General features: G+C 63.9%; 17 protein-coding genes. 8 read left to right on the forward strand and 9 right to left on the reverse strand.

The genetic code is table 11. The features are described 5' to 3' along the window. Positions 1-252 precede the first annotated feature (252 nt). From IE061_RS03020 to IE061_RS03035, 4 genes are read right to left on the reverse strand one after another with little or no spacing between them, the layout of a single operon-like run. Positions 253-1,119 (reverse strand): DUF7281 domain-containing protein, encoded by an 867-nt coding sequence (locus IE061_RS03020; RefSeq protein ID WP_193460935.1) that lies wholly within the window; start codon positions 1,117-1,119, stop codon positions 253-255. After that, a complete protein-coding gene (locus tag IE061_RS03025; RefSeq protein WP_230478357.1) occupies positions 1,116-2,381 on the reverse strand; it encodes a hypothetical protein in 1,266 nt (421 codons plus the stop codon). Before IE061_RS03025 ends, IE061_RS03020 begins: the two co-directional genes overlap by 4 nt. Further along, a complete protein-coding gene (locus tag IE061_RS03030; protein ID WP_193460936.1) occupies positions 2,378-3,007 on the reverse strand; it encodes a condensin complex protein MksE in 630 nt (209 codons plus the stop codon). Before IE061_RS03030 ends, IE061_RS03025 begins: the two co-directional genes overlap by 4 nt. Next, positions 3,004-6,663 carry an ATP-binding protein gene (locus IE061_RS03035; protein WP_193460937.1) on the reverse strand — a complete coding sequence of 1,220 codons (3,660 nt, stop codon included), beginning with the start codon at positions 6,661-6,663 and terminating at the stop codon, positions 3,004-3,006. The genes IE061_RS03030 and IE061_RS03035 overlap by 4 nt, the downstream gene beginning before the upstream one ends. 135 nt (positions 6,664-6,798) lie before the next feature. Between IE061_RS03035 and IE061_RS03040 the strand changes: the two genes are divergently transcribed. Continuing rightward, positions 6,799-7,173: a type II toxin-antitoxin system RelE/ParE family toxin gene (locus IE061_RS03040; protein ID WP_193460938.1), complete on the forward strand. Its 375-nt coding sequence runs from the start codon at positions 6,799-6,801 to the stop codon at positions 7,171-7,173. Further along, positions 7,166-7,471 (forward strand): helix-turn-helix domain-containing protein, encoded by a 306-nt coding sequence (locus tag IE061_RS03045; RefSeq protein ID WP_039180230.1) that lies wholly within the window; start codon positions 7,166-7,168, stop codon positions 7,469-7,471. Before IE061_RS03040 ends, IE061_RS03045 begins: the two co-directional genes overlap by 8 nt. Here the strand turns inward: IE061_RS03045 and IE061_RS03050 are convergent. Continuing rightward, positions 7,468-8,508 carry a histone deacetylase family protein gene (locus IE061_RS03050; RefSeq protein WP_144982283.1) on the reverse strand — a complete coding sequence of 347 codons (1,041 nt, stop codon included), beginning with the start codon at positions 8,506-8,508 and terminating at the stop codon, positions 7,468-7,470. The two genes, IE061_RS03045 and IE061_RS03050, sit on opposite strands and share 4 nt — an antisense overlap. Beyond that, positions 8,486-9,220, reverse strand: a complete 735-nt coding sequence (locus IE061_RS03055; protein ID WP_193460939.1) for a GntR family transcriptional regulator — start codon at positions 9,218-9,220, stop codon at positions 8,486-8,488. Before IE061_RS03055 ends, IE061_RS03050 begins: the two co-directional genes overlap by 23 nt. 216 nt (positions 9,221-9,436) lie before the next feature. Here IE061_RS03055 and IE061_RS03060 point away from each other — a divergent pair, with 216 nt between their 5' ends. The 6 genes from IE061_RS03060 (at position 9,437) to IE061_RS03085 (ending at position 17,164) form a co-directional block, all read left to right on the forward strand. Beyond that, complete coding sequence (locus tag IE061_RS03060; RefSeq protein WP_193460940.1) at positions 9,437-10,996, forward strand: ABC transporter substrate-binding protein; 1,560 nt, start codon at positions 9,437-9,439, stop codon at positions 10,994-10,996. A 61-nt stretch (positions 10,997-11,057) separates the two neighbouring features. Beyond that, positions 11,058-12,035: an ABC transporter permease gene (locus IE061_RS03065; RefSeq protein WP_081136550.1), complete on the forward strand. Its 978-nt coding sequence runs from the start codon at positions 11,058-11,060 to the stop codon at positions 12,033-12,035. Next, the gene (locus tag IE061_RS03070; protein ID WP_193460941.1) at positions 12,032-12,865 is read left to right on the forward strand and encodes an ABC transporter permease; all 834 of its coding nucleotides are present in this window, start codon (positions 12,032-12,034) and stop codon (positions 12,863-12,865) included. Before IE061_RS03065 ends, IE061_RS03070 begins: the two co-directional genes overlap by 4 nt. 9 nt (positions 12,866-12,874) lie before the next feature. Further along, positions 12,875-14,527: an ABC transporter ATP-binding protein gene (locus IE061_RS03075; protein WP_193460942.1), complete on the forward strand. Its 1,653-nt coding sequence runs from the start codon at positions 12,875-12,877 to the stop codon at positions 14,525-14,527. 119 nt (positions 14,528-14,646) lie between these two features. Further along, complete coding sequence (locus IE061_RS03080) at positions 14,647-16,029, forward strand: FAD-binding oxidoreductase (RefSeq protein WP_193460943.1); 1,383 nt, start codon at positions 14,647-14,649, stop codon at positions 16,027-16,029. A gap of 25 nt (positions 16,030-16,054) precedes the next feature. Beyond that, positions 16,055-17,164, forward strand: a complete 1,110-nt coding sequence (locus tag IE061_RS03085) for a pyridoxal phosphate-dependent aminotransferase (protein WP_193460944.1) — start codon at positions 16,055-16,057, stop codon at positions 17,162-17,164. A 28-nt stretch (positions 17,165-17,192) separates the two neighbouring features. Here IE061_RS03085 and IE061_RS03090 read toward each other — a convergent pair whose 3' ends face one another. Genes IE061_RS03090 through IE061_RS03100 form a run of 3 tightly spaced genes read right to left on the reverse strand, consistent with a single transcriptional unit; the run spans position 17,193 to position 20,280 of the window. Further along, positions 17,193-18,149, reverse strand: a complete 957-nt coding sequence (locus IE061_RS03090) for a branched-chain amino acid transaminase (RefSeq protein ID WP_193460945.1) — start codon at positions 18,147-18,149, stop codon at positions 17,193-17,195. After that, positions 18,146-19,252: a class II histone deacetylase gene (locus tag IE061_RS03095; protein ID WP_193460946.1), complete on the reverse strand. Its 1,107-nt coding sequence runs from the start codon at positions 19,250-19,252 to the stop codon at positions 18,146-18,148. The genes IE061_RS03090 and IE061_RS03095 overlap by 4 nt, the downstream gene beginning before the upstream one ends. Beyond that, complete coding sequence (locus tag IE061_RS03100) at positions 19,249-20,280, reverse strand: histone deacetylase family protein (protein WP_193460947.1); 1,032 nt, start codon at positions 20,278-20,280, stop codon at positions 19,249-19,251. The genes IE061_RS03095 and IE061_RS03100 overlap by 4 nt, the downstream gene beginning before the upstream one ends. Positions 20,281-20,305: the final 25 nt, after the last annotated feature.

The raw sequence follows: 20,305 nt of genomic DNA on the forward strand, positions 1-20,305 counted from the left end.
CCTTTAAGGAGTGATGCTTTTAACAGTGATTACACGCCCTGCCATGAAACCTCAATGAACATGACATCACAATGACTGAGGTTTCATAGCCACCACATTGAATCTACCTCATTGATTCAACAGCGTGCAAAGAGAATTTTGGCGATGTAGCCAAAATTCGCGGGCTTGCGCGCTTTGCTTTGCCTCATCCAACCGCCAGAAACGCACTGCACAGCTGATGTTCCACGCGAGGCCCAGACAAGAGGCAAGCCATTAGCCAATCCCCACCGCCACCAATTCCCCCTCAAACCACTGCTGTTTGAGGCCGCGCTGTTTTTCCAGCAGCGTGAGGTAGGGTCTTAGCGGGTGTTGGGGCGGTAGGCTGACGTGGAGTTGGCGCAGGCGCCGTTGGTAGGGGAGCTGCCCGGCGGGCTGGTGCAGGGGGGTGGCGTGTTGGCTGAGCCACGCCATGTCGGGGAGCAGCAGGTGCGTGGCGCCGCTGTCCAGCGCCAGGGTCACGCCCTTGGCGTCGAAGTCGCCTGCGTAGAGGTGCGGCCTGCGGGTTTTGCGCCATACCTCGGCCAGGTGGGCGAAGCCGCCGCCGTAGTGGCTGTCGCCTCGGTAGGCGATGAGCGGCTGGGCGTAGCCGCTGAGGGCGCTGATGTTCGGATTGAAGGCGTAGAAGCTGTCGAGGTTTTCCACCTGCACCAGCGCGCCGAAGACCCCCAGCGTGAGGTGGCGAACGTCCACGTCGCGACTGCAGCGCGGCTCGTGGGAAAGCCCCGGAGTGGGCTGGGGCGGCAGGCTGAGCAGTACGCGCCAGGCGCGGGGGCCTTCGCGGGTGGCTTTGTCTTCTTCTACCCCCTCTTTGGCCTGGGCGGCGCTGCTCAAGCCGCTGAGCGAGCGGCCCAGCGGGGCGAGGTGGGCGCTGGCCAGAACGCTATCGATCTGCGCCAGCAGCTCGGTATCGAAGCGCAGGGCCTGGCTGGAAAGCCGCATGCCGAGGTCGATATCCTGCTGGCGGCACCAGGCCACCACGTCTTCCACCCACTGCCGGCGGGGCTTCTCCACCGTGGGCTGGCGATTGAGTTCCCGGGCCACGCCGTTGAGCCCTGCCCGTGCGCGGCTAGGCAGGTTCATACCGTCACCGCCAGGGCCACATCGTGAATCAACCGCAGGTCGTTATAGGCGCTGGCCCTGCTCTCTTCCTGATGAAGGCGAAAGGCCTGCTGCTCGCGGCGCGGCAGGCCCTGGTATTCGGCGATCACCTGAAACAGCCAGATTTCATCTGCCCACTCCAGGCCGCTCTGTTGCAGGTAGGCCAGGGCGCTGACCGGCTCGGCGGGCGGCTGGTCGAGCACCGCGAGGTAGAAGCGCTCGACGTCCAGCTTGAGGGCCTGCTGGCGGGCGGCGGCCAGGCTCTCTTCGGCGAGCTGCACGGGGTTGGCCACGGCCACGTTTTGCGCGGCGTGGCGCGGGGCGGGCAGCTCGTGCAGCAGCTCGGCCAGTACCCGGGTGTCCAGGGGGCGGTCCAGCGCCGGGGCGGCGGCGGGGTTGAGCGGTGCGGCGCGGTTGAACAGCGCGGGCACCTCGCTGCGCTGGGCGTAGTTGCCGGGCACGAAGCCCGGGTGTTCGCGCAGGAAGGCGGCCATGCCGGTCATCAGGCGGCTGCGGGCCTGCTGCTTGCGGAAGCGGGCCATGAGTTCGATCAGCCGCCGCTGCACTTCCCGCAGGCTGGTGTAGTGGTGGCTCAGGCGGTTCTGAAGCTGGCTGATGAGCAGCTTGCGCAGGCTGCCGTCGCTGCCTACCAGGGCGATCAGCTCGTCGAAGTCGATCAGCGCGAGGCCATCGAGCAGGCGCACGATCTGCTTCTGGGCGCGGTCGTTCTCGCGGATCTTGTCGTTGAGCTGGCTGACGAAGCCGAAATCGCTGTTGAGCCGCTGCCACAGGCTGTCGATGGCGTCGGCAAAGCGGCCGTTGAGGTCGTCTACCTCCTGGCGCAGGCGCAGTAGCTGCTGCTCCTGGCGCCAGTGTTCGCCCTTGCTGCGAGCTTCCCGGTAGCTATCGACCTGAGTGCGAATCAGCTCCAGGGTTTCGGCCACGTCGGCGTTGACGTGGCGGCGGGTTTCGTCGGCGAGCATTTCGGCGATCAGGTCGCGCACCTTGGGCGAGAGTTTGACGCCGCTCTGCTCGTCGGGCCGCCACAGCACCCGGGCGGCCAGCAGCTTGCGCAGCGCGCCGTCGCTCAGGCCTTCCAGCGGTACGTCGTCGCGGGTGTAGGCCTGCATCAGCCGTTCGGCGTGCTTGCCCAGCAGTGCCAGGCGTTCCGCGCCGGTCTTGAGCAGGCGGCTCTCCAGCTCGCTCACGCCACTGCCCGAAGCACTGCCCTCCCGCCGACTCACAGCAGGGCCTCCTGCGTGCCGGTGTCCTCGTCGGCGTCGATGGGCAGGTTCTCTTCGTCGCGGATGAAGCGCACCACGTCCACCAGGTAGTCCATCTTGCCGGTCACCACGAACACCTGGCGTTCACTGTGGGGCTGCATCAGGTAGCCGTGCTCTTTCAGCCGTTTGAAGATCTGCTTCACCTGGGCATCCAGCTGGTCGCTCTGGGAGCCAAAGAAGCTGTCCGTGGCCAGCCGTTCCAGGCGCTCGCGCAGGCTCTGGTTGTCTTCGCACTTGGCGCTGAACTCGGCGGGCTTGAGCACGTCGCCAGGGGCGGCCAGGGCGTCGCGGCCCAGCGCTTCCTGCACCAGTTGCAGCCACTCCAGCATGGGCAGCAGGCTGTTGAGCGTATCGGCGAGCTGGCGGGAGAGCTGCTCCCGGGCGGTGTCGTTGAGCTGCCGCCAGGCCAGGAAGTAGACGCTGGCATCCTCGTTGCTGGCCAGCCGCCGATTGAGCGGGCGCAGGTAGGCGTCGATGGCCTCGCGGATCTCTTCGTTGGCCAGGTGGCGGTAGGCGTTATCGTCGCTGACGGCGCAGATGAAGTCGCCTGCCAGCAGGCGTTCGAGCAGGGGGCCGTGTTCGATCATGCGCTCACCTCCTGTTGGCGCTGCTTGATTTTCTGCGCCAGCGCGCTGAGACGCGGCTCGATACGCTTGAGCTGGCGCTGTTGCTGGGCGTCCCGTTCGATGAGGTAGCGGTTGGCGAACAGCAGCAGTACGTCGGATTCCGGGTTGGGGAAGGCCCCGACGATATGGATGCGGTTGCTGTCGCAGGCATCGAACAGTTTTTCGACGTTGTGGTAGGCCAGGGTGCCGATCTCATCGATGGGCCAGTGGATGGCGATGTGCGCATCGCCCCGCAGCAGGCGGGTAAACGCCAGCAGGAACTTGCACAGAATCAGATACGCCATGCCGTGGCTGGAGGACTCCAGCAGCTGACGGTCGTTCTTGATCACCAGGTCCGTGCCGCCTTCGTTCAGGTGCAGCTCCAGGCGCAGCAGGCTTTCGAAGCTGTACTGCTGGTCGCTGCGCAGCAAATCGACCACGTCGGCCAGGGCGTTGAGGTAGTCGTCGCTGGGCAGCGTCTGGCCGGACTCCCGCCACGCCTTGTAGCGCTGGGCGAACAGCTTGAGCGGTTCCCAGAAGCCCAGCTCGTCGATGGTGGATTGAATGCGCACTTCCGCCTTGGTGATGCCTTCCAGGCGCAGGTCGTCGGCGACCTCTTCCGAAAGCCGACGGCTCTGGGCGCTGATGCGCCGGTTCAGGTCGCGGAAGACGATGAAGAACTTGTCCAGGTCGTCGCTGAGGTTGCGGCCTTCCTGAATCAGCTGCTGCTGTTGGTCTTCCAGCAGTTTGAGCATGCCGCGCAGCAGCGGCAGCAGTAGCCGGGGGCTGTCGCTGGGCAGCTTGTCGCGCTCGCTTTGCAGGGCATCGGCAAAGCCGCTGCTGGCGTCCTTGATCAGTTGGCTTTCGACGTCCAGGCAGCCTCGGCGCAGCTGCTCCAGCTGCTGGTGGCGGCTGGCCAGGGCCTGGCGGGTGCGCTCGATGCGCTCGTCCACATCGCCCAGGCTGGCTTCCAGCGGCGCGCCTTCGGCCACCAGCTCCAGGCTTTCCAGCTGGTTGAGCAGCGGCGTCAGGGCTTCCAGGGTGCCACGGGCGCTGTCGCGCTGGGCCTTCAGGCCGTTCACCGCCTGCTGGTGGGCCTCTCTGGCGGCGTGGAAGGCGTTTTTCAGATGCGCTTTGTCGCGCTTGAGCTGCTGGTCGCGCTGGGCCAGCTCGGCCTCTTCCGCCACCAGCTGAGGTTTGTGCTGGCCCCACTCGATGCGCATGAAGCGCTGGTACTCGGCCAGCTCCTCCTGGCGGGCGGCGGTTTTGCGAATGCGCTCGTTCTGGGCTTCCAGGCGAGTTCGCGTGGCCTTGAGCTGGGCGGGGTCGACGCCCTGTTCGGCCAGCTCCTGGCTGAAGGCCTCTTCCAGCTCGGCGCGCTGGCGCTGGTGTTCGGCGTTGGCATCGCTGAGCTGCTGTTTGTAGGTGCGTAGCTGGGCATCGAGGCTATCGAGCTGGCTCTGGGCGTCGGCCTTGAGCTCCAGCAGTTGGCCCTGGTGGGTTTCGGCCAGCTCGGCCAGGGCGTCGCGCTTCTCGTCGCGCAGCTCGGTTTGGGCCTGCTCCTGGCGGGCCAGGGCGGCTTCGATGTGGGCACGGCGAGCTTTCTGGCTTTCCGTGTGGCGGGCCTGCTGTTGGCGGCGCGCTTCCAGGGCGTACTCCACCTCCTGCTCAGCGCGCTGGTGGGCCAGCCGGGCGGTGTCCTGGGCTTCATCGGCCTGCTGTACCCGCTCGTTGTGCTGCTTGAGGGCCTTTTCAGCGGCGGTGCAGGCGGTGTGGGCTCGGGCCTTGGTGCTCTCGGCTTCCTCGATGGCGGCCAGCAGGCTGGCTTCGTCCTGGGCGTAGTCGGGCAGCGCGATGGCGGAAAGGTCCAACGCCAGCCCGAACAGGTCGTCGCTGGCGTTGTCGGCCAGTTGGGGGGCGAGGTCGCGGCGCTCCAGTAGTTCCGGGGCGATCACCTTGCCGAGCTGCTGTTCCCAGCCGGGGCGGTGGTAGCGCAGGAAGTGGCGCAGGCTGCCCTGTTCGGGGGTCTGCTGCTGGTAAAGGGTGTAGCAGTGCTGCTCGGCGCGCTCCCGCTGCTGACGGCACTGCACGAGATGCTGTTCGGCGGTGTCGCGCTCGCGCTTGTGGGCTTCCAGCTCGCGGCGCAGCGCTTCCAGGGTGGCCCCGGCCGCGCTGCGGGCCTGCTGGGCATCGTCCAGCCGCGCCTGGGCCAGCTCGGCCTCCTGGGCTTCTTCGCGGGTTTGGCTGGGCATGGCCAGCTGGGCCTTCAGCTCGGCCAACTGCTCGACGCCTAGCTCCAGCTGGGCCTGATACTCGCTCTCCAAGCGCTGGCGAGCCTGCTGGTAGCGCTCGTTATGCTGCTGTTCGGTTTGCCACTGCTGCTCGCGGCGCTCGGCTTTCTCCTCCACCAGCGCATCGATCAGCTCCTGGTTCTCTTGAGTCTGGCGGGCGAGGTTTTCAGAGAGTTCGCGTAGTCGGCCATCCAGGCGCGCCTGGCTTTCCTTTACTGCGTCCTGCATCACTTGCAGGTGTTGCTGCAACTGGTCGCGCTGCTCGCGCCACTGGGGCAGCGCGTTGATGTCCCGCTCCAGGCCGGGCATGTCGGCATCGGCGTACTGCTCGAAGCGGGTTTGCAGGTCGTTGAGGCGGTGCTGGGCGTGCTGCAGCTGGCTTGCCACTTCGCTGTGCTGGTCGTTGAGCGCATCCCGCCGTTCGCCGTAGGCCTGCTCTTCGGCCTGAAACTCCCGCTGGTGGCGGTTGAGTTCGCCTTCCAGGTCGACGACCTGCCGCTGGGCCTGTTCGCGGTCGGCGGCCAGCTGGGGTTTGAGTTGCCACAGGGTGGTATCGAGCTCGGCCAGTTCACGGTCGATGCCGGAGAGCTTGGCCAACGCGGCCTGCAGCGGCTCCAGGCGCATGGATTGGCGCATCTGGTGAATCCACTCGCGGGCCTTGGCACTGCGAATGCGAGTAACCGGCAGCTCGACGCCGTCCTCTTCGAAAATCGCCGCCAGCATGGTCTTGAGGGTGTCCATCTTGCCCTCTTTGGCGTGCACCGCCGAGACCAGCTTTTCGATATGGCGAATGCGCCGCTCGGGATTGACCAGGCTGAACTGGGCGGCGATCTGGCGCAGCTTCAGGCCATCGCGGCTGTTGCCGTGGAGCTGGGTAAAGTCGTTCTGGATCACCGAGCGGAACTCGGAGGTGGCCCCCAGCTTGGGCGACACCGGCGTACCGCTGCGGCGCAGCCCGCTGGCCCACTGGGTGTAGTCCAGCGCCAGCGGGCCCTGCTCGGTCTCGACCAGGTAGTCTTCCGGGCGGTAAGGCGCGCCGACGAAGCGATACTCCACGCCGCCTTCCTGCTTGCGGGTCAGCACCGCCTGGCACACGTTGCCCGCTTCGCGGCGGTATTCGTATACCAGGTAGCTGTTGCGATGGGGCAAATAGAACGCATCGAATTTCATGCGGGTTTTCGGCACCACCTTGTTGGGCAGCTCGCCGTAAAACACCGGCACCAGCCGCTGGAGCGTGGTTTTACCCGACGCGTTGGTGCCGCAAATATTGGTGTGGCCGTCCACACTGAGTTCGACCACGCCGTTCAGGTGGCCGTGAATCATCACGATGCGTAGCAGATGCGCCATGCCGTGTCCTTGATCGTTTAACGTCCGAAAACGCTATCTTGCCAGACACAGACCAAAGCAGCTACGCGGCTGCACAACACTGGCATGGTGTGTCACTTAGTGCTATACATATTAAAGTGATAAAAAAGGGATCCGATGCGAGTATTTAAAAACAAGGCGTTCAGTAAGTGGGCAGCCAAGGAAGGGCTGGATGATGCTGCTTTGCTCGCCGCCGTTGAGGAAATGGAGCGCGGCCTGATTGATGCCGACTTGGGTGGCCATGTGGTGAAAAAGCGCGTGGCAATCGGTGGCCGAGGCAAGAGCAGTGGTGTCAGAACCCTACTGGCTTACAAGATCGGCAATAAAGCATTTTTCGTTTACGGTTTTGCCAAAAATGCTCGCGCTAACATCAGTGCTGAAGAGCTTAAAGCATTAAAATATTTAGCCAAAGAATTGCTGGGCTACAGTGACACGGCATTGACCGAAGCCATCAGGTATGGCGCATTGATCGAGGTTAAAAACGATGGATAAATCAATTCTGGATATGGTGCATGAAACGGCTCAAGACCTGCACACGGCGGGTGTGATGAAAGACACCACGCTGCGTGAGTTCGATGCGCTCTGTCTGCCGCCTGTCAAAGAGTATACAGCCATACAGATCAAGCAGATCCGCACCAGGAATCACGCCAGCCAAGGCGTGTTCGCCGCATACCTGAACACTAGCGTGTCTACCATCCAGAAGTGGGAACAAGGCCAGAAAAAACCCAATGGTCCTTCGCTCAAGCTGCTAAACCTGGTGGCCGAAAAGGGATTGGAAATACTGGCTTAATCGTTCTCCCTTCTTTCTTTCGCTCCCAGCAATCCTTCAAAAAAGCTCACCGCGTTGGCTTCCAGCCCTTCCAGGTAGTAGCCGCCTTCCTGTACCACCAGGGTGGGCACATTGAGGCTTGCGATGGTGCGTCCCAACTCGCCAAAACCGGGTGTCGATACCGCTACTTTGGCCTGAGGGTCGCGCTCATGAATATCGAACCCCAGCGCCAGCACCAGCGCATCGGGCTCGAACAGGCGAATGGCCTGGCAGGCTTGGGCCAAGCGGTCGAAGAACACCGCTTCTGCCGAGCCGTGGGGCATGGGCAGGTTGAGGTTGTAGCCCAGCCCGGCCCCTTCCCCGCGCTCCTCTTCGAAGCCGGAGACCGCCGGATAGAAGTTGGTGGTATCGCCATGGATGGAGATATAGAGCACATCGTCGCGCTGGTAGAAGATCTCCTGTATGCCCTGACCGTGGTGCATATCCGGGTCGAGCACGACGATGCGCGGAAACCGCGCGGTGAGGTGCTGGGCAGCAATGGCGGCATTGTTGAGAAAGCAGAAACCACCAGCGGAGTCGATACCCGCATGGTGGCCCGGCGGGCGTGACAGCGCATACGCGAAGCGCTCCCCAGCCAATAACGCCTCCGCCCCGGACACGGCACTTTGCGCCGACCAGTACGCCGAGTGCCAAGTGTGCTGGCCCACGGGCGCGCTGCCATCGGCCAGGTAACGTGCCGCTTCGGCCAGGATACCGCGCAGGGCGTTGGGCGAGCGTACGAATATGTTGGAGATCACTTCGTCCCCCCAGTCTTCGTCCAGCGCATGCCAGCGCCGATAAGCACTTTCCAGAAAACGCAGGTAGGCCAGCGAGTGCACGGCCCGCAACGGCGCGACGCCGTGGTCGATGGGAGCCTGCACATCAAACCCTAGCCGGTGCACGGCCGACAGCAGCGCCGTGGCGCGTTCGGGTACTTCCTGCGGGGCGCGCATCTTGCCCCGCGAGAAGTAGGTGCGCGGATGGTGCAGGCGCTGTTCAGCGTGAAAGAAGGTCTTCATTGGCCGGGGCTCCATTCTCGCTCCCACTTTCGCTCTCACTCTCGCCCACCCCCTTCACCACGAAGTCTCTGGCCACCCCGATGTGAAAATTGATGGCCTCGCGGCAGGCTTCCGGGCGGCCCGTGGCCAGGGCGTCGAGCAACTTGAAATGGCTGGTGGCGATGGTCTCGGGGGCTTCATGGGTTTTGGTGATCAGCGCAATACAGAGGCGTAATTCATGGGCCAGGTCATCGAAGGCCCGCAGCAGACGCTCGTTGCCTGCGTAGTGCAGCATCAGGCGGTGGAACGTCAGGTCTTCTTCGATGCGGCGCGTGCCGTCGTTTCCAGCGGCGGCCTCGCACAGCACGGCTACCTGCTGCTGCAAGGCCTGTTCGGCCTCGGGCGTGTAACGCTGGCACAGGCGCTGAATGGCGTGCCGCTCCATGCACAGCCGCAGGTCGAAGACGTCCTCCAGTTCAACGGTATTCAACGCACGGACGAAGAAGCCCTTGCGCGGCTTTGAAATCAGCAAACCGCGGCTTTCCAGCAAGCGCGCTGCTTCACGGACCGGCGCACGGCTCACCCCCAGCGCGCGGGAAAGCTGCACTTCAGAAAGCCGTTCGCCGGGTAAAAAGTGTTGCTGAATAATTGCTTGGGTCAGGTAGTCCGCCACCTGCTCGACCAGGTTGTGCTGCTGGATAACCGCCTGCGGCGCCGTTGGCAAAGGGGCCATAAAGTCTACTCGTGGTCGCCATGACATGGCTTGAGTATGGCAAAAAAACCGCACTTGTCGACGGACGATTGACGACTGTCGACAGTTTTACCAGCCGCTGCTATGGTCAAAAAGGGCCGCCAACAAACACCACAACCTGGCCTGAACACGTCACGCCTCGCTCGACTAACGACGACGTAAAGCTTTTACGTACCAATAAACCGAGGAGCAGGAAACATGAAAACACCTTTGGCTTTGGCACTCTCTGCCGTCACGCTTGCGCTGGGTTCCACATCCGTGCTGGCCGCAGACCCGCAACCCGGTGGAACGGTCAACACCATCATTCAACCCGAGCCGCCGGGGCTGGTACTGGGCATGATTCAGAACGCCCCCACGCGCACCGTGGCGGGCAATATCTATGAAGGCCTGCTGCGCTACACCACCGACCTGGAGCCCATGCCCCAGTTGGCCGAGTCCTGGGAGGTCAGCGACGATGGCCGGGTCTATACCTTCCATTTGCGCGATAACGTCAGCTGGCACGATGGAGAGCCCTTCACCGCCGACGACGTGGTGTTTTCTGCCGATGTTTTCCACCGTGAGTTGAACCCCAGCGCACGGGCCGTGTTACAGCATGTGGAAAGCATCGAGGCCAGCGACGACCACACGGTGGTATTTACCCTGACCGAGCCCTTCGGCCCCTTCCTGATCTCGTTCGAGGCGGGCACCTTCACCATGGTGCCCAGGCACTTGTACGAAGGCACCGACTTCCGCAATAACGAGCACAATGACCACCCGATTGGCACGGGGCCGTTCAAGTTCGCCAACTGGGAGCGTGGCACGGTCATCGAGCTGGTCAGAAACGACGACTACTACGAAGAGGGCCTGCCTTACCTGGATGGGGTCAACTGGCACGTGATTCCCGATGGCGGCTCTCGGGCCGTGGCCTTCGAGAATGGCACCATCGATGTCCTGCCCAGCGGCACCGTGGAAAACTTCGATATTCCGCGCCTTTCGGCCATGGATAACGTCTGCATGACCGAACAGGGCCATGAGTACTTCAGCCCCTTTGCCATGCTGTGGATGAACAACCGGGAAGGCCCCACCGCCGACAAGCGCTTCCGCCAGGCCGTGATGTACGCCATGGACCGCGAATTTGCCCGCGACGTGCTTTGGAATGGGCTGGGCAATGTTCCGCTGTCGGCCTTTGGTTCGAATGCCAGCTTCCAGTATGACGGCCTGGAGCCCTACGACCACAACCCCGAGCGCGCTCGGGAGCTGCTGGCAGAAATGGAGTACGACGGCGAAGAGATCACCATTCTGCCGCTGCCTTACGGCGAGACCTGGACCCGCTGGGCAGAAGCCGTGCAGCAGAACCTGCGTGAAGTAGGCATCAACGTCCGCACCCAGGCCACCGACGTGGGCGGCTGGAACCAGCGCCTGGGTGACTGGGATTACGACCTGGCCTTTACCTATCTTTTCCAGTACGGCGACCCTGCGCTGGGCATTTCACGTACCTACCTGTCTGACAACATCGCCAAGGGCTCCCCCTGGAATAACGTTCAGGGTTATGAGAACGAGCGGGTAGATGAGCTGTTCAATGCCGCCGCCACGGCGTTTCCTGATGAGGAGCGCGAAGCCCTCTACCGTGAAGTGCAGGAAATTCTGCATGAGGATGTCCCGGTTGGCTGGCTGATGGAGCTTGGCTTCCCCACCCTTTACCGCTGTGATGTTCAGGACCTGGTGACCTCCGGGGTCGGCGTGAACGATGGCTTCAAGGATGCCTGGCTGGACCGCTAGGTAGGTGCCACCCGGGCCGCCATGGCGACCCGGGTGTTTCAGCTATGTCAGGAATATGCTCATGTTATATGCCCGCTTGATCGTCATGCGGCTGTTCAAAGCCGTGATCGTCCTGTTTTTGATCGTGATCTTCAACTTCTTCCTGATTCAGATGGCCCCCGGCGACCCGGCGGCCATTCTGGCCGGGGAAGCCGGTGCCGCCGACCAGGAATTTCTCGACCAGCTGCGCGTGCGCTTCGGCCTCGACCAGCCTATCTACGTGCAGCTATGGCGCTACGTCTCTGGCATTGCCATGCTGGATTTTGGCTACTCCTACCGGCTGGGCACGCCCGTCTTCGACCTGATCATGGCGCGCTTGCCCGCCACGCTGTTGCTCACCGGTACCGCCTTTGTGCTCTCGCTGGTGCTGGGCATCATTGCCGGTTCCATGGCGGCGGCCAGAGCCAAGAAGCCGTCGGGCTCGCTGATCATGGCGCTGGCGCTGGTGTTCTACGCAACGCCGCTGTTCTGGGTGGCGCTGATGTCCGTGGTGGTGTTCTCGGTGTACCTGGGCTGGCTGCCTGCCTATGGGCTGTACACCGTGGGCGCTGGCCATACCGGGCTGGCCCTGGCGCTGGACGTGGCGAAACACCTGGTGCTGCCTGCCACGACCCTGGCGCTCTTTTTCATGGCGATTTACACCCGCATGACGCGCACCTCCATGCTGGATGCCGCTCAGCAGGACTATGTCAAAACGGCCCGGGCCAAGGGGCTCAAGCCGGGCGTCATCCAGCGTCGCCATGTGCTCAGGAATGCGCTGCTGCCGATCATCACCCTGGCGGGCCTGCAGGCCGGGCAAATGGTGGGCGGCGCGATCCTCACCGAAACCGTGTTCGCCTGGCCCGGCATCGGCAGGCTGATGTTCGAAGCGCTGCAACAGCGTGACTACAACCTCTTGCTGGGTATTTTCTTCTTCTCTGCGGCGCTGGTGATCGTGTTCAACATTCTCACCGATCTGGTGTATCGCCTGGCAGACCCACGCATCAAGGGGGCCTCATGAGCTTTTTTGCACGTTTCGCCCAGAACCGCGGGGCGCTGGTGGGGCTGGTCATCCTGCTGGTGATCATCGCCATGGCCCTTCTTGCCCCGCTGCTGTTTCCCGAATCGCCCTGGCGCATGGTACAGCGCCCCTTCCTGCCGCCGTTCTCGCAGGAGGGGTTCCCCTTGGGCACCGACACCATGGGCCGCAACGTGGCGGCGGGCCTGATGCATGGCGCCTGGGTATCGCTGCTGATTGGCCTGGTGTCCACCAGCGTGGCCCTGCTGATTGGCGTGCCGCTGGGGGCCATTGCCGGGTATTACGGTGGCTGGATAGATGACGCGCTGATGCGCATCACCGAGTTTTTTCAGACCATCCCCAACTTTGCCCTGGCCATCGTGCTGGTGGCCATCATGCAGCCCAGCGTGACCTCCATCGTGCTGGCCATTGCCCTGGTGAGCTGGCCGCCCGTGGCCCGCCTGGTGCGGGCGGAGTTCATGTCGCTGCGCCACCGGGAGTACGTCGAGGCCGCTCGGCTGGTCGGCCAGTCCAATACCACCATCATCCTGCGCCAGATCCTGCCCAATACGCTCTCGCCCATCATCGTGCTGGCCTCGCTCATGGTGGCCACGGCGATTCTGCTGGAGTCGTCGCTCTCGTTTCTGGGGCTGGGCGACCCGAACGTCATGTCCTGGGGCTACATGATCGGTGCCGCGCGTACCGTGATTCGCCAGGCATGGTGGCTGAGCTTCTTCCCTGGCGTGGCCATTCTGCTGACCGTTCTGGCACTCAACCTGGTCGGTGAAGGGCTGGACGATGCGCTGAACCCCAAACTTTCCCGTGAGCGTTAGGAGCCTGCCATGAACGATGTCGTGCAACCCGCTGGCCAGGACGAGGCGCCCGCCGTACTACAGATCGAAGGCTTGAGCGTGGCGTTGCCCAAAGGCGCAGACCGGCCGCTGGCGGTGGAGAATGTCAGCTATAGCGTCAACCGTGGCGAGATCATGTGCGTGGTCGGGGAGTCCGGGTCGGGCAAGTCCATGGCCGCCAACACGGTCATGGGCCTGCTGCCCAAGGGCGTTCGCCCCGTGCAGGGCAGCGTCACGTTCGAAGGCCAGAACCTGCTGGCCCTGAGCGAAAAGCAGCACCGAACGCTGCGCGGCCTGAAGATCGGCATGATCTTTCAGGAGCCAATGACGGCACTGAACCCCTTGATGCGCGTGGGCGCACAGATTGCCGAAGTGTTCGAGGCCCATGGCCAGCTCAGCCCCAGGCAGCGCCAGGCGCGGGCGCTGGAACTGCTGGTGGAAGTGGGTATCCCGCAGCCAGAGAAGGCCATCAGCGCCTACCCCTTCGAGCTTTCCGGCGGGCAGCGGCAACGGGTGATGATTGCCATGGCGCTGGCGCTCGAACCGGTGCTGCTGATTGCCGATGAGCCCACCACGGCGCTGGATGTGACCACCCAGGCGCAGATTCTGGCGCTGATTCGTGACCTGCAACAGCGGCGTGGCATGGCCGTCATGTTCATCACTCACGATTTTGGCGTGGTAGCGGAAATCGCCAACCGTGTTTGCGTCATGCGCCATGGCCGCATCGTTGAAATCGGCAATGCCCGGGATATGCTGGAGAACCCCCAGGATGCGTATACCCAGGCCTTGATCGCCGCCATTCCCAGCAATGCCCTTCCGCCGCACCGGGCGCCCGCCACCTCGGCGCCCCTGCTGGAGATCAAGGGGCTCAACAAGGTGTTTCGTTCACGCGGGGGCTGGTTCAAGGCCACTCGGGAAGTGCGCGCGCTGGATGACGTATCGCTGACGCTGGCCAAAGGCGAGACCGTAGGTATCGTGGGCGAGTCCGGCTCGGGCAAATCGACCCTTGGCCGCTGCGTGGTGCGCCTGGAGCACCCGGATAATGGCGAGCTGCTGCTGGATGGGGTCAATTTTTCGCAGTTGAACGGCAGCGCGCTGCGCCGCGAACGCCACCGGGTGCAGATGATTTTTCAGGACCCTTATGCGTCCTTGAACCCGCGCACCCGGGTCGGCATGGCAATCGCTCAAGGCCCCATGGCCAACGGCACGCCGAAGGCCGCCGCGCTCCGCCAGGCCGGTGAGCTGCTGGAACTGGTGGGGCTGGGTGCCAGTGCGGTGACGCGTTTCCCCCATGAGTTTTCAGGCGGCCAACGCCAGCGCATCGGCATTGCCAGAGCGCTGGCGCTCAACCCTGAATTGATCGTGGCCGATGAGGCGGTCTCTGCGCTGGACGTCTCCATTCAGGCGCAGGTGCTGGAGCTGCTGGAATCGCTGAAACAGCGGCTGTCGCTGTCACTGCTGTTCATCACCCACGACTTGCGGGTGGCCGCCCAGATTTGTGATCGTATCGTCGTCATGCAGCATGGGCGCATCGTCGAGCAAGGCAGCGCCGAGCAGATATTTCTGGCCCCCCAGGCGGCCTATACCCGTTCGCTGCTCGATGCGATTCCGGGGCGCGAAGCGCCTGCCGCCGCGTCGGCCTGATTAGCCTTTGATGCGTCACACGCTGGTTCATCAGCGTTTATTTATACGTCTTGATTCACACAATCGTCTTCACACAACTGTCTTCAAACAACGATGGAACGTCACGTAAGGAAACAGGCATGCAGATTACCCTGGAGGCGCTTCGCGCCATCGTCGGCCCCGCGCACGTACTCACCGGAGACGATGTGCGTAGCCGCCGCGTCGACTGGATGACCGGCGCTCCCTGCCTTGCCGGTGCCATCGTGCGCCCGGCCAGCACCCAAGCGTTGGCCGAGGTGATGCGCGCTTGCCACGAGGTCCGGCAGCCGGTGGTGACCCACGGCGGGCTGACCGGGCTGGTGCATGGCGCCGACGCCAGCGAAGAGGAGCTGGTGATTTCACTGGAGCGCATGACCGCCATCGAAGAGATCGACCACGTTGGCGGTACGCTGACCGTCCAGGCCGGTGCCCCTTTGCAGCGGGTACAGGAGGCCGCCAGCGACGCGGGCTTGCAGTTCCCGCTGGATTTGGGCGCCCGGGGCAGTTGCACGATTGGCGGTAATATCGCCACCAACGCCGGGGGCGTGCGGGTGATCCGCTATGGCATGATGCGCCAGCAGGTGCTGGGGCTGGAAGCCGTGATGGCCGATGGCCGTATCGTGAGCTCCATGAACCGCATGCTGAAAAACAATGCCGGGTTCGACCTCAAGCAGCTGTTCATTGGCAGTGAAGGCACGCTGGGTATCGTGACCCGCGCGGTGCTGCGCTTGCAGCCGCCCACGCCCAGCGAACAAACCGCGCTGGTGGCCTGCCCTTCGTTCGAGGCCTTGACGGCCCTGCTCCGCCACATGGGCAAGGCGCTGGGCGGTAGCCTGGGGGCTTTCGAGGTCATGTGGCAGAACCATTACCGCCTGCTGACGGAAACCTCGGGACGCCACACGCCCCCCATTGCCACCAGCCATCCGTTTTATGTCATCATCGAATCCCTGGGTAGCGATGCCGAGCGCAATACGACCCAGTTCCGTGAGGCCCTGGAGAGCGCGCTGGAGAACGAGCTGATCGTCGATGCGGTGCTGGCTCAGTCAGCGGCGCAGCGAGACGGCCTGTGGGCCATTCGTGAAGACATCGAAGGTCTGGTCAAGGCCATGACCCCGGTATTGACGTTCGATGTCAGCCTGCCGATTGCCGACATGCAGCGCTACACCGATGCCCTGGAGCACCAGCTGACCCAGCACTGGCCCGATGCCCGGCTCGTGGTCTTTGGCCACCTGGGCGATGGCAACCTGCATATTTCGGTGTGCGTGGGCAGTCATGAATTGGCGGTACGCCGGGAGGTCGAGACCCTGGTATATCAACCCCTGGCGGCGCTGGGCGGCTCGGTGTCTGCCGAACATGGGATCGGCCTGGAAAAGCGCCCATGGCTGGAGACCTGCCGCTCGGCAGAGGAAGTTGCGCTGATGCACACCCTCAAGCAGGCACTCGACCCTCATAAGCTGCTGAACCGTGGCAAAATATTGCGTTGAACATTGAACTGATCAGGACCTGATTATGCCCCGCTACCCCGACCACCTGACGGGCGTTGGCCCCGTGAACCCTTTCCCCGGCATCAAGGTGCTGGAGCGGCGGCTCGGCCGTGAGATCCCTCACCGCCTGGGCTCCAACGAGGGGCTGGACATGCCCCACCGCGCGCTGCGGGAACACTTCGGTGATGCCGTGGCACAACACGTGTATTGCTATGGCGATGCCGAAGCACTGGGCGTTCGCCAGCGCATCAGCGCCCAGCAAGACATCCCCCTCGACCACCTGCTGGTGGACGCCGGTGCCGACAGCCTGATCGCCCTGGCACTGCGCACCACCTGCACCGTGGGCGAGGCCGTGGTGAGTACCGCAGGCACCTACCCCACTTTCGGGTACTTTGCCCAAGGCCAGGGCTGCCGGTTGGTCGAGCCCAGCTACCATGAAGCGCTTGGCGTGCTCGCCCCCGATCTGGAAGCGCTGGCGGCAGCAGCCCATCAGGAGCAAGCGCGGCTGGTGTACCTGGCCAACCCGGACAACCCCAGCGGCCACCTGCACAGCGATAGCGCCATTCTCAAGTTTCGCCAGGCGCTACCCAACGACTGCTGGCTGCTGCTGGATGAGGCCTACGGGGATTTTCGTGACGATGCGGGAAGTGAGTTTCTGGGCCAGGCGCTGCCGGGGGTGATTCGCCTGCGCACGCTCTCCAAGGCCCATGGCCTGGCGGGCATGCGGATTGGCTACGCAATTGCCGAGCCCGACGTGCTGGCGATGATGATGAAAGTGCGTATTCACTACGCCGTCTCTTCCTTCACCCAGGCCGCCGCCGAGGTCGTGCTCGACCACCCCGAGGAAGTGCAGCAGCATATCGCGGATGTCAAAGCGCGCCGTGAACAGCTGGCGCTGCACTTCACGGCGCTGGGGGCAGACGTGCTGCCCAGCGCCACCAACTTCGTCGGCATCCGCCTATCCAGCGCCGAGCTGGCCGCCGCCGTGCATCAGGAGCTGCTGGACGATGGCGTGCTGGTGGCCCGCCTTGCTCACCCGCAACTGGCCAACGTGATTCGCATCACGGCGGTAGAAGAGGCACTGCAGCCGGGCAGGTTGTCGGCGCTGGAAAAGGCGCTTCGACAGCACGGCTAGCCGCGCAGGCCCCGGCGCCACTCCCCTCTCATGCCGGGGTCAGCCAGTGCTGGTAGGCCTCCAGCTCGCCGCGTACCACCTGGCGATAGAGCTGCTGCAGCTGCGCCGTGACGCTGTGGGCAGGTATCGGCTCGCTGGGCGGCGGCGCTTCGGCACGATGGCCAATGCGTCGTCCATCCAGCTCCCTGAGCGGCAGGATTTCGGCAGCGGTGCCGGTCAGGAAGGCTTCGTCGGCGGTGTACAGCTCATCGCGGGTGATACGCCGCTCTTTCACTTCGATGCCCAGCACGTCGCGGGCCAGCTGTATGACGCTGTCTCGGGTGATGCCCTGCAGGCAAGAGGTGACTTCCGGAGTGTGCAGCACGCCATCGCGCAGCAGGAAGACATTCGCCGCCGAGGCCTCGGCCACGTACCCTTCGGGGTCGAGCATGATGGTCTCATCGAACCCGGCCTTGACCGCCGTGTTGAGCGCCAGCATCGAATTCACGTAGTGGCCGCTGGTCTTGGCTCGGCACAGGCTGATGTTGACATGGTGGCGCGCCCAGGAAGAGGTCAAGGCACGCAATCCATGGGTCGCGGCCTGCGGTGAAAGGTACGGCCCCAAATCCCAGGCGGCGATCATCACATGGGTGGTCAGCCCTTGGGCGCGCAGCCCCAGGTCTTCTGAACCCAGAAACACGGTGGGCTTCAGGTAGGCATCCTGCAAGCCGTTTTTGGTGATGCTTTTGCACTGAGCATCGATCAGCTCGGCTTCGCGAAACGGCAGCGGAATATCCAGCGCGTGGGCGCTTTCCACGAGCCTGCGGGTGTGCTCCTCCACCCGGAACAGGCACGGGCCTTGCGCACCGGCGTAGGCCCGCACGCCCTCGAAGCAGCCCATCCCGTAATGTAGCGTATGGGTGAACACATGAACCCTGGCATCTCGCCAGGCAAGCCACTGGCCGTCCTGCCAGATCCAGCCGTCTCGATCATGAAGAGGTGTCATCGGGTGGTTTGCTCCCACTGTCGTTGCCAGGTATCGATCAATGCCTGCTGGTGCGGCTGCAGCGCCTGATAACCCCAGGCGGCGATTTCGTCGTTTTGCGGGTCGAACACGGCGGTCGTGCTGCCCGCCAGCGTCTGGACCACCGCATGGCCGCAGAGCGGCACGTAGCCTTCGGAGTAGCCGCCTTCGTGCACGATCACCAGCTTGCCAGCGCAGCAGCGCTCCGCCGCGGCCTTTACTTGCGCCGTCATGGTGGCGAAGGCCTGACTGTTGAGCAGCATCTTGCCCAGCGGGTCCTTGGCACAGGCGTCGTAGCCACAGGCAACGATGATGAGATCGGGCTGAAAGGCTTCCAACGCAGGCAGTACCAGCCTTTCCATGGCATACGCATAGGCCCCCAGGCCACATCCAGGGGGCAGCGGCAGGTTGAGGTTCGTCCCGGTTCCAGCGCCCTCCCCCTGCTCTTCGAAAGCGCCGCTCTCCAGTGGGTAGTTGGCTGCCTGATGTATTGAGATGGTGAAGGTGTTCGGGTCGCGATAGAACGCAGCCTGCTGGCCGTTACCGTGATGTACGTCCCAGTCGAGAATCGCCACGCGACTGGCCTGGCCCAGCGCCTGGGCACGCATCACCGCCACGGGAATATTGCCTAACAGGCAGAACCCACGGCCCTGGTCGGCTTCGGCATGATGGCCCGGCGGGCGGCACAGGGCGTAGGCGTTGCGTACTTCGCCCCGGGCGACGGCGTCTACGGCGGCGATGGCCAAGCCCGCCGAGTGGGTCGCAGCGGCCCAGCTGCCTGGCATGTAGGGCGCGCAGTCGCCGCCGTTACCGCCCCTTGCCGCATCGCCTGCCTGAAGTTCTTCCAGGTAGCGCGGCGTGTGAAAGCGCAGCAGGTCTTCCAGCGTGGCGGCGGGCGGCTTGACCACGTAAAGCTCGTCGATCAGCCCGCTGACTTCCAGAATGTTTTTCAGCCGCCGCTTGCTTTCGGGGCTTTCCGAGGCGGCCTGGGGCTGCAAGAACTCACCCGGCGCCGAGAACACGCCGATGGCCCCCTGGTCGTGCCAGAAGCAGCGTTCGTGCCAGTAGAAGCCGGTACCGCTCATGCGTTAAACCCCTTCATGAAGGCCGCCAGGTTGGCGCTGAGATATTCGGTGGGGTAGCCGCCTTCCTGCACGATCACCATAGGGAGCGACAGCGCGGCCAGGCGTTTGCCTACCTCGATAAACGCTTCGGTTTCCACGTTCAAACCGGCCAGCGGGTCTGCCTTATGGGCATCCAGCCCCAGAGCGACCACCACCGCATCCGGTTCGAAACGCTGCAAGTGATCGATCAAAATCGCCAGCGCGTCCAGATAGACCTCACCGTCGCTGCCCACCGGCAGGGGGAGGTTCACGTTGGCGCCCACGCCGTCATCGCTGCCTTCTTCGTCAGCCCCGCCCCAGAAAAAGGGGTAGAAGTCGCTGGGGTCGGCGTGCAGCGAACCGGTCCATACATCGTCTCTGGCGTAGAAAATGTCCTGGGTGCCGTTGCCGTGGTGCAAATCCACATCGATGATCGCCACTCTGGCAAAGCGTTCGCGCAGCACGGTCGCGGCCAGCGCCGAGTTGTTCAACAGGCAAAAGCCGCCTGCCCGCTCGGGCCCGGCATGGTGGCCGGGTGGGCGGCACAGCGCATAGGTCACCGTCTCCCCTCCCAGTACCGCTTCTGCCGCCGCTTCGGCCGCAGCAGCCGAGGCCAATGCGCCTTGGAAACTGGTGGCGCTGAGCGGGCAAGCCATGTCGTGCAGGTGCCAGCCCGCCTGGCCTATGGGGTGGCGGGGGTAGTGATGGCCGCCGCCGCAGGGGTGAATGTTGGGCGCCACCAGCGCGGCGGCGTTGGGCAACGCCTGCCAGCGGGCATGGATCGTTTCCAGAAAGGTCAGGTAGCGCGGCGTATGAATCTGCGCCAGCCGCTGGCGCAGCTGGGGCGAGTCCGGCGCGTCCGGGGCCACCAGCGCCAAGCCCACCTTTGCCAACCCCTGAGTGAGCAGCTCGGCCCGCACCGGCCCTTCCGGGGAAGGCGCCGGCTGGCCACGCAGCAGGAAAGTGGGCGGCGCATGCAGCGCCTGATCAGGATGATAAAAACACTTCATGGTCACCGTCCTTTGGCCGTTGGAG

Source organism: Vreelandella hamiltonii, from assembly GCF_014651795.1.
Taxonomy (GTDB): Bacteria; Pseudomonadota; Gammaproteobacteria; order Pseudomonadales; family Halomonadaceae; genus Vreelandella; species Vreelandella hamiltonii.

Bases quoted from the DNA above. Each gene is read 5' to 3' on its own strand.
- IE061_RS03060 (WP_193460940.1), top strand. From the start codon at position 9,437: ATGAAAACACCTTTGGCTTTGGCACTCTCTGCCGTCACGCTTGCGCTG.
- IE061_RS03035 (WP_193460937.1), bottom strand. From the start codon at position 6,663: ATGGCGCATCTGCTACGCATCGTGATGATTCACGGCCACCTGAACGGC.
- IE061_RS03045 (WP_039180230.1), top strand. From the start codon at position 7,166: ATGGATAAATCAATTCTGGATATGGTGCATGAAACGGCTCAAGACCTG.
- IE061_RS03030 (WP_193460936.1), bottom strand. From the start codon at position 3,007: ATGATCGAACACGGCCCCCTGCTCGAACGCCTGCTGGCAGGCGACTTC.
- IE061_RS03075 (WP_193460942.1), top strand. From the start codon at position 12,875: ATGAACGATGTCGTGCAACCCGCTGGCCAGGACGAGGCGCCCGCCGTA.
- IE061_RS03080 (WP_193460943.1), top strand. From the start codon at position 14,647: ATGCAGATTACCCTGGAGGCGCTTCGCGCCATCGTCGGCCCCGCGCAC.
- IE061_RS03020 (WP_193460935.1), bottom strand. From the start codon at position 1,119: ATGAACCTGCCTAGCCGCGCACGGGCAGGGCTCAACGGCGTGGCCCGG.
- IE061_RS03100 (WP_193460947.1), bottom strand. From the start codon at position 20,280: ATGAAGTGTTTTTATCATCCTGATCAGGCGCTGCATGCGCCGCCCACT.
- IE061_RS03095 (WP_193460946.1), bottom strand. From the start codon at position 19,252: ATGAGCGGTACCGGCTTCTACTGGCACGAACGCTGCTTCTGGCACGAC.
- IE061_RS03070 (WP_193460941.1), top strand. From the start codon at position 12,032: ATGAGCTTTTTTGCACGTTTCGCCCAGAACCGCGGGGCGCTGGTGGGG.
- IE061_RS03090 (WP_193460945.1), bottom strand. From the start codon at position 18,149: ATGACACCTCTTCATGATCGAGACGGCTGGATCTGGCAGGACGGCCAG.
- IE061_RS03055 (WP_193460939.1), bottom strand. From the start codon at position 9,220: ATGGCCCCTTTGCCAACGGCGCCGCAGGCGGTTATCCAGCAGCACAAC.
- IE061_RS03085 (WP_193460944.1), top strand. From the start codon at position 16,055: ATGCCCCGCTACCCCGACCACCTGACGGGCGTTGGCCCCGTGAACCCT.
- IE061_RS03065 (WP_081136550.1), top strand. From the start codon at position 11,058: ATGTTATATGCCCGCTTGATCGTCATGCGGCTGTTCAAAGCCGTGATC.
- IE061_RS03050 (WP_144982283.1), bottom strand. From the start codon at position 8,508: ATGAAGACCTTCTTTCACGCTGAACAGCGCCTGCACCATCCGCGCACC.
- IE061_RS03040 (WP_193460938.1), top strand. From the start codon at position 6,799: ATGCGAGTATTTAAAAACAAGGCGTTCAGTAAGTGGGCAGCCAAGGAA.